Annotated in this window: 12 protein-coding genes; 10 read left to right on the forward strand and 2 right to left on the reverse strand. The window is 61.5% G+C overall.

The features are described 5' to 3' along the window. Positions 1-37 precede the first annotated feature (37 nt). Positions 38-784, reverse strand: coding sequence for an NRDE family protein (locus ACZZ0B_RS28185; RefSeq protein WP_463546753.1), 747 nt, complete (start codon positions 782-784; stop codon positions 38-40). 129 nt (positions 785-913) lie between these two features. Here ACZZ0B_RS28185 and ACZZ0B_RS28190 point away from each other — a divergent pair, with 129 nt between their 5' ends. The 3 genes from ACZZ0B_RS28190 to ACZZ0B_RS28200 all read left to right on the forward strand — a co-directional run bounded on the left by ACZZ0B_RS28190 (position 914) and on the right by ACZZ0B_RS28200 (position 3,655). Beyond that, positions 914-1,696, forward strand: a complete 783-nt coding sequence (locus ACZZ0B_RS28190; protein ID WP_440095956.1) for a sulfite exporter TauE/SafE family protein — start codon at positions 914-916, stop codon at positions 1,694-1,696. A 79-nt stretch (positions 1,697-1,775) separates the two neighbouring features. Next, a complete protein-coding gene (gene lgt, locus ACZZ0B_RS28195) occupies positions 1,776-2,633 on the forward strand; it encodes a prolipoprotein diacylglyceryl transferase (protein WP_008088444.1) in 858 nt (285 codons plus the stop codon). A gap of 50 nt (positions 2,634-2,683) precedes the next feature. Beyond that, complete coding sequence (locus ACZZ0B_RS28200; protein ID WP_034153704.1) at positions 2,684-3,655, forward strand: thymidylate synthase; 972 nt, start codon at positions 2,684-2,686, stop codon at positions 3,653-3,655. Positions 3,656-3,781: 126 nt separating this feature from the next. On the opposite strand, the gene cadR is transcribed toward ACZZ0B_RS28200, so the two are convergent. After that, a complete protein-coding gene (gene cadR / locus ACZZ0B_RS28205) occupies positions 3,782-4,231 on the reverse strand; it encodes a Cd(II)/Pb(II)-responsive transcriptional regulator (RefSeq protein WP_159811907.1) in 450 nt (149 codons plus the stop codon). Between the two features lie 84 nt (positions 4,232-4,315). On the opposite strand from cadR, the gene ACZZ0B_RS28210 reads away from it, so the two are divergent. The 7 genes from ACZZ0B_RS28210 to ACZZ0B_RS28240 all read left to right on the forward strand — a co-directional run bounded on the left by ACZZ0B_RS28210 (position 4,316) and on the right by ACZZ0B_RS28240 (position 13,420). Then, on the forward strand, positions 4,316-6,625 hold the full coding sequence (locus tag ACZZ0B_RS28210) for a heavy metal translocating P-type ATPase (protein ID WP_463546754.1): 2,310 nt from the start codon (positions 4,316-4,318) through the stop codon (positions 6,623-6,625). A gap of 14 nt (positions 6,626-6,639) precedes the next feature. Continuing rightward, positions 6,640-7,503: a LysR family transcriptional regulator gene (locus ACZZ0B_RS28215; RefSeq protein WP_008088437.1), complete on the forward strand. Its 864-nt coding sequence runs from the start codon at positions 6,640-6,642 to the stop codon at positions 7,501-7,503. Between the two features lie 221 nt (positions 7,504-7,724). Then, on the forward strand, positions 7,725-8,801 hold the full coding sequence (locus tag ACZZ0B_RS28220; RefSeq protein ID WP_463546755.1) for a putative 2-aminoethylphosphonate ABC transporter ATP-binding protein: 1,077 nt from the start codon (positions 7,725-7,727) through the stop codon (positions 8,799-8,801). Next, complete coding sequence (locus tag ACZZ0B_RS28225) at positions 8,801-10,525, forward strand: putative 2-aminoethylphosphonate ABC transporter permease subunit (RefSeq protein ID WP_463546756.1); 1,725 nt, start codon at positions 8,801-8,803, stop codon at positions 10,523-10,525. Before ACZZ0B_RS28220 ends, ACZZ0B_RS28225 begins: the two co-directional genes overlap by 1 nt. A gap of 35 nt (positions 10,526-10,560) precedes the next feature. Continuing rightward, positions 10,561-11,586 carry a putative 2-aminoethylphosphonate ABC transporter substrate-binding protein gene (locus ACZZ0B_RS28230; RefSeq protein ID WP_053124777.1) on the forward strand — a complete coding sequence of 342 codons (1,026 nt, stop codon included), beginning with the start codon at positions 10,561-10,563 and terminating at the stop codon, positions 11,584-11,586. 143 nt (positions 11,587-11,729) lie between these two features. Further along, positions 11,730-12,863: a TIGR03364 family FAD-dependent oxidoreductase gene (locus ACZZ0B_RS28235; RefSeq protein WP_463546757.1), complete on the forward strand. Its 1,134-nt coding sequence runs from the start codon at positions 11,730-11,732 to the stop codon at positions 12,861-12,863. Next, a complete protein-coding gene (locus tag ACZZ0B_RS28240; protein WP_463546758.1) occupies positions 12,863-13,420 on the forward strand; it encodes a phosphonate degradation HD-domain oxygenase in 558 nt (185 codons plus the stop codon). The genes ACZZ0B_RS28235 and ACZZ0B_RS28240 overlap by 1 nt, the downstream gene beginning before the upstream one ends. Positions 13,421-13,473: the final 53 nt, after the last annotated feature.

Genomic DNA, 13,473 nt, shown 5'->3' on the forward strand with positions numbered 1-13,473 from the left:
TGTGTATTCCTGTAGGAGCTGCCGCAGGCTGCGATCTTTAGATTCTGATATCCACCTCGCCCAAATGCCCGCCATACGGCCCGAAACTGCGCTCGACCATCCGCCGCGTCCCATCCGCCTGCACGATCAGCGCCGTACTCGCCCGCGTCCCGTAACTCTGGCTGGCAATAAACACACTCGATAACAACGTCTCCGTCGCCATGCCGACCCCGGTATCCGGCAACTCAGCCGATGGCGCAGTCTGCGCATCGCTCAACAACCCCAGCAACCGCGCAGGTGTCGGTTCATCCAGCACTGCGCCCAACGCCGCCCTGGCCTTGAGCAACTTCGGCCACGGCGTATCCAGCCCGGCATTGGAGAGCCCGTAAACACCGGGCTCCAGCATGATCGGCTCTGACAGCCGTGCATTGAAATGCCACAGCTCATGACTATTGCCGAGCAGCAGGTTAAACCCGGCATATTCCGAGGCGCGCCCGACCACATCGCTCAAATAATCATCAATCGACAGATCGCCGGTCAGAAACCGCGCCACCAGTTCGCCGCGCGATTTGCGCGCGGGCGGCTGCTGCGGGTCGCGAATATTGGTCAGCGCGGCAAAGCGGCCGTTGGCGCCGATGCCTAGCCACGTCCCGCCAGCCTCAAGATCACGCCCCGCATGCACGTGCGGCGCTTCGGGCCATTGCGCCAGCGGCAGACTCGGCCGGGCGTAGAACTCGTCACGGTTGGCCGCGACGATCAGCGGCTGGGCATGGCCCGGGCGCCAGGCAAAAACGATCAGGCACATAAGGTGGTCCTTGTGTGTTTTTTGCCCACTCTACGCATCCGGCGCCCGTGCATCCATCGCCAGTGGAGCAGAAGGCCGCGCATCCGTTACCATGCCGCTCCGGTTTTGGGATGCGTCTGGGAGAAGGACATGGAATTTCTGCTCTATCTGGCGCTCGGCGCCTGTGCTGGCGTGTTGGCCGGGCTGTTCGGTGTCGGTGGTGGGATCATCATCGTTCCGGTGCTGGTGTTCAGTTTCACCTTGCAGGGCTTCGATCAGTCGATCCTGACCCACCTGGCGGTCGGTACGTCGCTGGCGACGATCATCTTCACCTCGGTCAATGCCGTGCGTGAACATCACCGTCGCGGCGCGGTGCGCTGGCCGATCTTCATGTGGATGACCGTGGGGATTCTCATGGGCGCCGGGTTTGGCGCGCTGACCGCCGAGGCGATTTCCGGGCCGCACCTGCAAAAGATCATCGGCGTGTTCGCTTTGGTGATCTCGGTGCAGTTGGCGCTGGACGTCAAACCCAAGGCCAGCCGAACCGTGCCGGGCAAAGTGGGTCTGACCGTGGCCGGCAGTGTGATTGGTTGGGCCTCGGCGATTTTTGGCGTTGGCGGCGGGTCGCTGACCGTGCCGTTCCTGACCTGGCGCAGTGTGCCGATGCAGCAAGCGGTGGCGACGTCATCGGCCTGCGGTCTGCCGATTGCCTTGGTCAGTGCATTAAGTTTCATGATTCTGGGCTGGCACGATCCGTTGTTGCCGCCGCATAGTCTCGGTTTTGTTTATTTGCCGGCGTTGTTGGGCATCGCCCTGACCAGCATGGTTTTCGCCCGTCTCGGCGCGCGACTGGCGCATAGATTGTCGCCGCGCTTGCTGAAAAGGCTGTTCGCCGCTTTGCTGTTCAGCGTGGGTTTGAGCTTCCTGCTTTAGCCGCGTCGCAATCCTGGCTTAATCCTGAGGTGGCAGCGTCGCCCGGGAATTTTGGTTTCAACTCTAACGAGGAGTCGCAATGCTGCCTTACCCGCAGATCGACCCGGTGGCGTTATCCATCGGTCCGCTGGACATACATGTGTTCAACCGTTTTCTGTCCATCGGTCCGCTGAATATCCATTGGTACGGCCTGATGTACCTGATCGGCATCGGCGGTGCGTGGCTGCTGGCGTCGCGCCGGCTCAACCGTTTCGACCCGACCTGGAGCAAGGAGAAGCTCTCCGATCTGATCTTCTGGCTGTCGATGGGCGTGATCGTCGGCGGACGTCTGGGCTATGTGCTGTTCTACGATCTGAGCGCCTACCTGGCCAACCCGACGCTGATTTTCGAGGTGTGGAAGGGCGGCATGTCGTTCCACGGCGGCTTTATCGGCGTAATGCTGGCTGCATTGTGGTTCGGCAAGCGCAACGGCAAGTCGTTCTTCCAGTTGATGGACTTCGTCGCGCCAATGGTGCCGATCGGTCTGGGCGCAGGACGCATCGGTAACTTCATCAACGCCGAATTGTGGGGCAAAGCCACCGACGTGCCGTGGGCGATGGTCTTCCCGCCGTTCAGCGATCCGGCGCAACTGCCGCGTCACCCGTCGCAGCTGTATCAGTTCGCGCTCGAAGGCGTGGCGCTGTTCCTGATCCTGTGGATTTTCTCGCGCAAGCCGCGTCCGACCATGGCTGTTTCCGGCATGTTCGCGCTGTTCTACGGCATCTTCCGGTTCATCGTCGAATTTGTTCGCGTCCCGGATGCGCAACTCGGCTACTTGGCCTGGAACTGGCTGACCATGGGGCAAGTGCTCTGTGTGCCGATGATCATCGGCGGGCTGTTCCTGATCTGGCTGGCCTATCGTCGCGCACCGGCAGCACCGCTCGCGCCGACGGCTTAAACTACGAACCCCGGCGCGCGACGCCGGGGCTCAAAGGACACAGGTAACTCATGAAGCAATATCTCGAACTGGTCTCTCACGTCATTCAGAACGGCACCAAGCAAGCCAACCGCACCGGCATCAACACCATCAGTTTCCCGGGTGCGATGCTGCGTTTCGATCTGCAGGAAGGTTTTCCGGCGATCACCACGCGCAAAATGGCCTTCAAATCGGCCATCGGCGAGATGTGCGGGTTTCTCCGTGGCGTCAACAACGCCGCTGAATTCCGCGCGCTGGGCTGCAAGGTCTGGGACCAGAACGCCAACGAAAACGCGCAGTGGCTGGCCAACCCGTTCCGTCAGGGCGACGACGACCTCGGCGAAATCTACGGCGTGCAATGGCGCAAATGGCCGGCGTACAAGCAGATCCCGCTGAGCAACACCGCCGCCATCGAACAAACTCTGAGCAACGGCTACAAGCAGATCGCTCAAGGCGAAGAAGACGGTCAGGCCTACGTGGTGCTGTACAAAGCCATCGACCAGGTGCGTCAGTGCGTCGACACGATCATCAACGATCCCGGCAGCCGTCGCATTCTGTTCCACGGCTGGAACGTCGCTCAGCTCGATGAAATGGCTCTGCCGCCATGCCACCTGCTGTACCAGTTCCACCCGAATGTCGAGACCAAGGAAATTTCCCTGACCCTCTACATCCGCTCCAACGATCTGGGTCTGGGCACGCCGTTCAACCTCACCGAAGGCGCCGCGCTGCTGAGCCTGATCGGTCGCCTGACCGGCTACACGCCGCGCTGGTTCACCTATTTTATCGGTGACGCACACGTCTACGAAAACCACCTGGACATGCTCAACGAACAGCTCAAGCGCGAGCCGTTCGCCATGCCAAAACTGAAAATCTCCGATCGTGTGCCGGAGTTTGCCAAGACTGGCGTGTACCAGCCGGAATGGCTGGAGCTGGTCGAGCCGAGCGATTTCTCGCTGGAAGGCTACGAACACCACGCACCAATGACCGCGCCAATGGCGGTCTAGTCGGTAGGATCGTTCCCACGCTCTGCGTGGGAATGAATCCCGTGACGCTCTGCGTCACTTTGGACGCGGAGCGTCCATGGCGGCATTCCCACGCGGAGCATGGGAACGAGCGTTATGCGGTGTTCTTTAGTGGCCGTGGCTGCGGCCTACGTGGGAGTGTTCGACTTCGGTGGCGACGACTCCGCCGCTGACCTCCAAGCGCTGCAAAATCCCGCATTGATCGGCCGTCGGCCCTTCGCCACAGCGTTGGCGCAGGTCGAGCAACTGTGTCTGTAACGCCAATAACCCATCAATCCGCGCCTTCACATGCTGAATGTGTTCGTCGATCAGCGTATTCACGCTTTCACACTGATCCTGTGGGCTGTCACGCATGGCCAGCAGGCTGCGGATTTCTTCGAGGGTCATGTCGAGGGTGCGGCAGTTGCGGATGAAGGTCAGGCGTTCGGCGTGCGCCTGGGTGTAGACGCGGTAGTTGCCGTCGCTGCGGGCCGGTTCCGGCAGGAGGTTTTCGCGCTCGTAGTAGCGGATGGTTTCCACGGCGCAGTCGGTCAACTTGGCCAGTTCTCCGATCTTCATGACGGCAATCTCCAAAAGGGTGCTTGACCCTATAGTGGCTACAGGGTCTTTACTTGGCAACAGGCACCTTCATGGACGCGACCAATGAGCGATTCCCAGCACACCCACAAGCCCGGCGACGGCCACGATCACAGTCATAAATTGCAGCCTGTGCATAAGCATGCCCATGGCGGCGATTCTTGCTGCGGGTCGAAAGTTGCAGCGCCGGCACCGGTGCATGCGCACGAAGATTCTTGCTGTTCGTCGAACGCCGCCGCGCCTGCGTTGGTGCAACTGAGCGAAAAGACCACCGCCGACGCGCGGCTGAGCAGTTTCCGCATCGAGGCGATGGACTGCCCGACCGAGCAGACGCTGATCCAGAACAAGCTCGGCAAACTCGCCGGCGTGCAGCAACTGGAATTCAACCTGATCAACCGCGTACTCGGCGTGACCCACAATCTGCCGGGTACCGAGCCCATCACCGAGGCGATCAAATCCCTCGGCATGCACGCCGAGCCGCTGGAGGCGGGCGTCGACTCGCCGGCCCCGGCGCCGGTGAAAAAACACTGGTGGCCGCTGGCGTTGTCCGGCATTGGTGCGCTCGCTGCTGAAGTCATCCACTTCACCAACGCCGCGCCCACTTGGGTGGTGGCGATTATCGCGCTGGTGTCGATTCTCAGCGGTGGCCTGACCACCTACAAAAAGGGCTGGATCGCCCTGAAGAACCGCAACCTCAACATCAACGCGCTGATGAGCATCGCCGTGACCGGTGCCATCCTCATCGGCCAGTGGCCGGAAGCGGCGATGGTGATGTTCCTGTTCACTGTCGCCGAGCTGATCGAAGCGCGTTCGCTTGACCGTGCGCGCAATGCGATCAGTGGCCTGATGCAGATGACGCCAGAGCAAGCCACGGTGTTGCAGGCTGACGGTTCGTGGGTCGAACAGGACGTGAAAAGCGTCGAACTCGGCGCCCGTGTGCGAGTGAAGCCCGGCGAGCGCATCGCGCTAGACGGCGAAGTGCTCAGCGGCAACTCGACCATCGACCAGGCGCCGATCACCGGTGAAAGCCTGCCGGTCGAGAAAACCGTCGGCGACAAAGTCTTCGCCGGCACCATCAATCAGGCTGGTTCGCTGGAATACGCGGTCACCGCAGCGGCGAACAACTCGACGTTGGCGCGAATCATCCACGCGGTCGAACAGGCTCAGGGCGCGCGGGCACCGACCCAGCGTTTCGTCGATCAGTTCTCGAAAATCTACACGCCTGTGGTGTTCGTCTTTGCCTTGGCCGTGGCGATCATTCCGCCGCTGTTCATGGGCGCTGTGTGGTTCGACTGGATCTACCGCGCGCTGGTGTTGCTGGTGGTCGCGTGCCCGTGTGCACTGGTGATTTCCACCCCGGTGACCATCGTCAGCGGCCTCGCGGCAGCGGCGCGCAAAGGCATTCTGGTCAAGGGCGGCGTGTACCTTGAGGGCGGTTTCAAGCTCGATTATCTGGCGCTGGATAAAACCGGCACGATCACCCACGGCAAACCGGTGCAGACCGATTACCTGTCCCTCGACGCGACCGCCGATGCCACGGCACCGGCAATCGCCGCTGCCTTGGCCGGACGTTCCGACCATCCAGTCTCGCTGGCCATCGCCAACGCCGCTGTGGATAAAAACTTCGCCGCGCTGATTGTGGATAACTTTGAAGCGCTGGGTGGGCGTGGCGTCAAAGGCGAAATCAACGGCCAGACCTATCATTTGGGCAACCATCGTCTGGTCGAAGAACTCGGCCTGTGCTCGCCAGCGCTGGAAGAAAAACTCTTCGCGCTGGAGAAACAGGGCAAATCCGTGGTGCTGCTGCTCGACAGTTCCGGCCCGCTGGCGCTGTTCGCCGTGGCCGATACCGTCAAGGAAACCAGCCGCGAAGCGATCCGTCAGTTGCATGAACTCGGGGTAAAAACCCTGATGCTCACTGGCGACAACGTCCACACCGCTCAGGCGATTGCCGCGCAGGTCGGCATCGATGAAGCGCGTGGTGATTTGCTGCCAACCGACAAACTGCAAGCCATTGAAGATCTGTACAAGCAGGGCCATCGTGTGGGCATGGTCGGCGACGGCATCAACGACGCGCCGGCACTGGCCCGCGCCGAGATCGGTTTCGCCATGGCCGCCGCCGGTACCGACACGGCGATCGAAACCGCCGATGTCGCCCTGATGGACGACGATCTGCGCAAGATCCCGGCGTTCATCAGCCTGTCGCGCAACACCGCCAGCATCCTGAAACAGAACATCGCGCTGGCGCTGGTGATCAAAGCGATCTTTCTTGCGGTAACCTTCGCCGGGCTCGCCACCATGTGGATGGCGGTGTTTGCCGACATGGGCGTGAGCCTGTTGGTGGTGTTCAACGGTTTGCGCCTGCTGCGCAAATAGAGTGAGGAATGGTTGTGCTGAGTGCCGAGCTGAAAGCGTTTTACATGGTCGCCCGCCTGGGCAGCATCACGCTGGCGGCGAAAAAACTCGGCCTCAGCCAACCGACCGTGACCACGCAGATCCGCAATCTGGAAAGTCAGTATTCGGTGGAGCTGTTCTATCGTGGCGGTCGACGCCTGAGCGTCAGCGACGAAGGCGCGCGGTTGCTGCCGATGGTCAAGACACTGTTGCAGCAGGAGGCGGACATCGAGTTTTTCCTGCGTAACAGCGGTCAGGTGCAGGGCACTTTGCGCATCGCCGCTACTGCGCCGTATTACATTCTCGATCTGGTGAAGACCTTTCGCGAACGTCTGCCGCAGGTGGAAGTGTCGGTGGAAATCGGCAATTCGCAGCAGGTGCTCGAAGCGCTGGAGGACTATCGGGTGGATATCGCTGCGTCATCGCAGTTGCTGGATGACGCGCGGTTGATTCGCCGGGTGCTCGGGACTGATCCGCTGGTGCTGGCGGTGCATCGCAATCATCCGCTGGCTGTGCAGGAGCATGTGACGTTGAGTGCGCTGGCCGGGCATACGTTGTTGATGCGTGAGTCGGGTTCGACCACGCGGCGGTTGACGGAAGAATTGCTGGCGAGTGCCGGGGTGAGTTTCGGGCCGTTGCTGGAGATTGGCAGCCGTGAGTCGATTCGTGAGGCGGTGTTGCGCAATATCGGCATCAGCATCATTGCCCGGCAGGAAGTGCCGCATGATCCGCAGTTGCGCGTGTTGACGATCGAGAATGCGCCGCAGATTCCTGAATATTTGTATTGCCTGAAGGAACGCAAGGGCGCGCGGTTGCCCGCGGCGTTCCTAGGCCTGGCCCAAGAAATGTCCCCCGCGTAATGATCGTTCCCACGCTCCGCGTGGGAATGCAGCCCGGGACGCTCTGCGTCCCAAGAGCCGAACACGGAGCGTCCGATGAGGCATTCCCACGCAGAGCGTGGGAACGATCTCTGGTGAACCAAAATCCCTGAATACCACTATCAGCAGTTTTTGCCTCGTTGCCACATGACGGACGCATTACAACTCTAGGATTGGCCCCATCTGCTTGATGAGGTCTGTCCATGAATCCTGCCATCGCAACTGCCCTGACCAACCCCGGTGCGCCGATGAAAGTGCGCGGCGTGCAGAAACGCTTCGGCGCGTTCACTGCACTGGATAATGTCTCCCTCGACGTCGCCGCCGGTGAACTGGTTTGCCTGCTCGGCCCCTCGGGCTGTGGCAAGACCACGTTGCTGCGCTGCATCGCCGGTCTGGAGAAGCAGGACAGCGGCGAGCTGTACCTCGGCGATCGCGACGTTTCGCACCTTGCCCCGCAAGCCCGTGATTACGGCATTCTGTTCCAGACCTACGCGTTGTTCCCCAATCTGACCGTCGAAGCGAACATTGCCTACGGCCTCGCCGGCAGCGGTCGTGACGAAGTGCGCCGTCGCGTCGGGCAGATGCTGGAACTGGTCGGCCTCACCGGCAGCGAAAAAAAATACCCCGGCCAATTGTCTGGCGGCCAACAACAGCGCGTTGCTCTCGCTCGGGCCTTGGCTCCCGCGCCATCGCTGCTGTTGCTCGACGAACCGATGTCCGCCCTCGACGCCCGCGTCCGCGAGCATTTGTGCACCGAGTTGCGCCAGCTGCAACGCAGCCTCGGCATCACCACCCTGATGGTCACGCACAATCAGGACGAAGCCATGCTGATGGCCGACCGCATCGCCGTGATGAATAACGGCCGCGTCGAGCAGTACGCCACCCCGCAGGAAATCTACAACCGCCCGGCCACGCCGTTCGTGGCCGAGTTTGTCGGCCAGGGCAACTGGCTGCCATTCCAGCGCAGCAGCGACAGCCACGCGCAGGTCGGCGGGATGAACCTGCGCCTCAGCGACGGTAGCGTCCAGCGCGCCTCGGGCCGACTGTTCTGCCGCCCGGAAGCGATCAACGTCAATCCACCGGTACACGAAGAAAACCTGTTCCCGGCCAAAGTCCGCGAAATCACCTTCCTCGGCAACCGCTGCCGCATGAGCTTCGAACTCGATCAGCTGCCGGGCCACGCCTTGCTCGCCGAACTCGCGCCGGAAGCCATGCCGCGCCTCGGCGCCCAGCAAATCATGGTCGCCTTGCCGCCGCGCAGCCTGCAGGTGTTTGCCTGATGAACAGCAACCTCGCGCTGCCGCTACCGCACAAGCAGGTGCGACAGTCCTCGAAAGCCGAGATCGGCGACCGAATTTTTGTCGTCGGCGGCAAAGTCCTCCTGCTGGTGTTGCTCGGCGTCGCGGTGTTGCTGCCGTTGCTGGCGATCTTCTGGCGCGGCTTCAGCAGTGAAGCCGGGCAGGGCGGTGGCTGGATCGCGGCGAAGGAGATGGTCACCAGCGAGAATTTCCACTGGCTGCTCGGCAACAGTCTGAAAGTTTCCCTCAGCGTTGCGGCCATCGTCGTACCGCTGGCTTACCTGTTTGCCTACGCGCTGCAACGCACAATGATTCCGGCGAAGGGCATCTGGCGCGGGATTTCGTTGTTGCCGCTGATGGCGCCGTCGATGTTGCCGGGCATTGCGCTGGTCTATCTGTTCGGCAACCAAGGCATGTTGCGCGGGCTGCTCTCGGACAACATCTACGGGTTCTGGGGGATTGTGCTGGGCGAGGTGATTTACACCTTCCCGCATGCGCTGATGATTTTGCTCTCGGCGTTGTCGCTGGCCGATGCGCGATTGTTCGACGCTGCGTCGAGCATGGGCGCCAGCCCGGCCAAGGCGTTTCGCAGCATCACTTGGCCGGCGACGCGTCAGGCTGTGTTCGCCGCGTTCTGTCTGGTGTTCACCCTGACCATCACCGATTTCGGTGTGCCGGTGGTGGTCGGTGGCGACTATCAGGTGCTGGCGCTGGAAGCCTACAAAGCTGTGGTCGGCCAGCAACAATTCGGTCGCGGCGCGTTGATTGGCATGGTGCTGTTGCTGCCGGCGCTGTTCAGCTTCGGTGTCGATGCCTGGTTGCGTCGGCGTCACGGAGACTCCATGAGCGGTCGTGCGCAGGTGTTCAAACCGGCACCGTCGAAGCTGCGTGATGGCTGCTATCTGGCGATTGTTTTGCTGATCAGCGCGGCGTTGATTCTGGTGTTCGGCATGGCGGTGTTTTCGTCGCTGGTGAAGTTCTGGCCGTACAACTTGTCGCTGTCGCTCAACCATTACCAGTTCAACGAAACCGCTGGCGGTGGCTGGCTGGCCTACAGCAACAGTTTGAAAATGGCCTTGGGTACGGCGCTGATCGGCAGCGTGCTGATCTTCACCGGCGCTTATCTGATGGAGAAAACCCGCGATCAACGCGGCCTCAACCTGGCGTTGCGCATGCTCAGCTTTGTGCCGATGGCGGTGCCGGGGCTGGTGCTCGGTCTGGGTTACGTCTTTTTCTTCAACCTCACGGGTAACCCGCTGCACGTGCTGTACGGGACGATGACGCTGCTGATCGTCTGCACCATTGCGCACTACCTGACCACCGCCCAAATGACCGCGACCACTGCATTGCGCCAACTCGACGCCGAGTTCGAAGCCGCCGCGCTGTCGCTAAAGGCGCCGCTGTATCGGCATTACCTGCGCGTCACCGTGCCGATCTGCCTGCCGGCGCTGCTCGACATCGTGCGCTACCTGTTCGTCTCGGCGATGACCACGGTGTCGGCGGCGATCTTCCTCTACAGCCCAGACACCATCCTCGCGGCGGTGGCGGTGCTGAACATGGATGACGCCGGCAACGTCGGTGGCGCGGCGGCGATGTCGACCCTGATTCTGTTCACCTCGGCGGGCGTGTCCTTGCTGCTGGCGTGGGCGTCGCGCGGCTTGCTGCGCCGTTCTCAAGCCTGGCGGCAAACCGCGCCCGGTCACTGATTCACACCCTCAACTCAAAAGACAGGATACCGATCATGTTCAAGCCTTTGGCCCTGGCCGCTGCTGTGCTCGCTACTTTCAGCCTGAATGCTTTCGCGGCAAAAACCGAGTTGACGGTGTACACCGCCCTCGAAGCCGAGCAACTGAAGTCCTACAAAGAAGCCTTCGAAAAGGCCAACCCGGACGTCGAGATCAAATGGGTACGTGATTCCACCGGGATCATCACCGCCAAACTGCTCGCCGAAAAGGCCCGTCCGCAGGCTGACGCGGTGTGGGGCCTCGCGGCTTCCAGTCTGGCGATCCTCGATCAGCAAGGCATGCTGCAAAGCTACGCGCCGAAGGATCTCGGCAAGATCGGCGCGAACTACCGCGACGCCGCCAACCCGCCAGCGTGGGTCGGCATGGACGTTTGGGCTGCGACGATTTGCTTCAACACTGTCGAAGCCGAGAAGCAGGGTTTGACCAAGCCAGTGAGCTGGCAGGACCTGACCAAGCCTGAGTACAAGGGCAAGATCGTTATGCCCAACCCGGCGTCGTCCGGCACTGGTTTCCTCGACGTCAGCGCGTGGCTGCAAACCTTCGGCGAGAAGCAGGGCTGGGCGTACATGGATGGCCTGCACCAGAACATCGGCCAGTACGTTCACTCCGGTTCCAAGCCTTGCAAGTTAGCGGCGGCGGGCGAGTTCCCGATCGGGATTTCCTTTGAGTATCCGGCGGTTCAGCTGAAGCGTCAGGGCGCGCCGCTGGACATCATCCTGCCGAAAGAAGGTCTGGGCTGGGAGATCGAAGCGACTGCGGTGATCAAAGGCACGCCGCATGAAGAGGCGGCGAAGAAACTGGCGGACTTCTCGGCGAGTGCTGAGGCGATGGATCTGTACAAGGAGAACTTTGCGGTTCTTGCGCAGCCGGGGATTGCCAAGCCGCAGACCGAATTGCCGGCGGATTATGAGCAACGTCTGATCAAGAACGACTTTGCCTGGGCCTCGAAGAATCGCGACGAGATCCTTACCGAGTGGCGCAAGCGTTATGACGGCAAGTCCGAGAAAGTCGCTGCCAAGTAAGATCTTAATCGACTGACAGGGCCTCATCGCTGGCAAGCCAGCTCCCACAGGGTTTTGCGGTGAACACGAATTTTGTGAACACCTCGATACCTGTGGGAGCTGGCTTGCCAGCGATGACGGCCTCTCATTCAGAGCACTTCTAAATGACACAACACAAAGACCTGCTCATCGTTGGCGCCGGCATTCTGGGCCTGTCCCACGCCTACGCCGCCGCCAAACGCGGCCTCAAGGTCGCCGTTTTCGAACGCACCGCCACGCCCCTCGGCGCCTCGGTGCGCAACTTCGGTCAGGCCTTGGTCACCGGCCAGCCGCCAGGCCAAATGCTTGAGCTAGCCAAAGCCAGCCGCGAGATCTGGGGCGACTGGGCGCAACTCGCCGGCCTGCAAATCAAACGCAACGGCTCCTATTTGTTCGCCCGCACCGAAGCCGAAGAACACCTGCTCGAAGCCTTCTGCAACGGCCGCGCCGTGGAGCACGGTTACAACATCGACCTGCTGCGCGGCGCCGCCCTGCGCGATCTCTATAACGGCCAATTCAGCCATCACCGCGCCGCCCTCCACGGCATCGACGATCAACAGCTGTACTCACGCGAAGCGATCCCGGCGCTGATCGACTACCTGCGCCGTGACCTCGGTGTCGAGTTCCACTTCTCCACGCTGGTGCGCGACGTAGAACCCGGTCACCTGCACAGCACCGCCGGCAGCTTTACCGCCAAGCATGTCATCGTCTGCTCCGGTCATGATTATCAGACGTTGCTGGCCGAACCAATCGCCGCCCTCGACCCGCAAATCTGCCGTCTGCAAATGCTCCGCGCCAAACCGCAGATCGATCTGAATCTGCAGCACGCCTTGCTCACCGGCCTGAGCTGCGTGCACTACGGCGCCTTCGCCGATCTGCCGGAAGCGGCGGCGGTGCAGGCGCAGATCCTCCGCGAACAACCGCACCTGCATGACAACGGCATTCACCTGCTGATCAGTCCGACGCCGTACGGCGAACTGATCATCGGCGACTCGCACCATTACGGCAGCGACGCTTCACCGTTCAATGCCGAGCAAGTGGACAACTGGATGATCGATTTGGCCGAGCAGACCCTGGGCTGCAAAGTGCAAGTGGTCGAGCGCTGGCAGGGCGTCTATGGTGCTCGGGGGCCGGCACCGTTTTCGTTGCTGCGCCCGGCAGCGGGGTTGAGTGTGGCGCTGATGCACAGCGGCGTCGGCATGAGCGTCGGCCCGGCGCTGGCCGAGCGCAACATTGCGCAGTTGCTGGAGGAGATTTGATGACAGGTCACGAGCAAACCGTCGCCAGGGTATTCGCGCTGTATGAGCGTTTTGGCACCAGCGATTACATCGGCGAACCGGTGTCGCAGATCGAACACATGTCCCAGGCCGCCGAACTGGCGATCGCCGAGGGCTTTGATGATGAAGTGGTGCTGGCGGCGTTCTTCCATGACATCGGCCATTTGTGTGCCGAAGGCGCGGAAAACATGGGCGGCTATGGCGTGGTCAGCCATGAAAGGCTCGGCGCGGATTATTTGCGTGAGGCCGGTTTCAGTGAGCGGCTGGCGCGGCTGGTGGAATATCACGTGCAGGCCAAGCGGTATCTGACGCTGCGTGAGCCGGGGTATTTCGAGCGCTTGAGTGAGGCGAGCCGGCGGACGCTGGAGTATCAGGGTGGGGTGATGACGGAGGCGGAGGCGGAGGTGTTTGAGCGCGATCCGTTGTGTGCCGTCAGCCTGCGGATGAGGCAGTGGGATGAGTTGGCCAAGGAGAGGGCGGTGCCGGTGATTGATCTGGCCTTATTGAAGGAGAAAGCGGCGCGATTGTTGGCTGCTTAGGTCTTGGAACCGGGTTGCTGCCATCGCTGGCAAGCCAGCTCCCACAGGTTTTT

This window comes from Pseudomonas sp. AC247 (assembly GCF_979258015.1).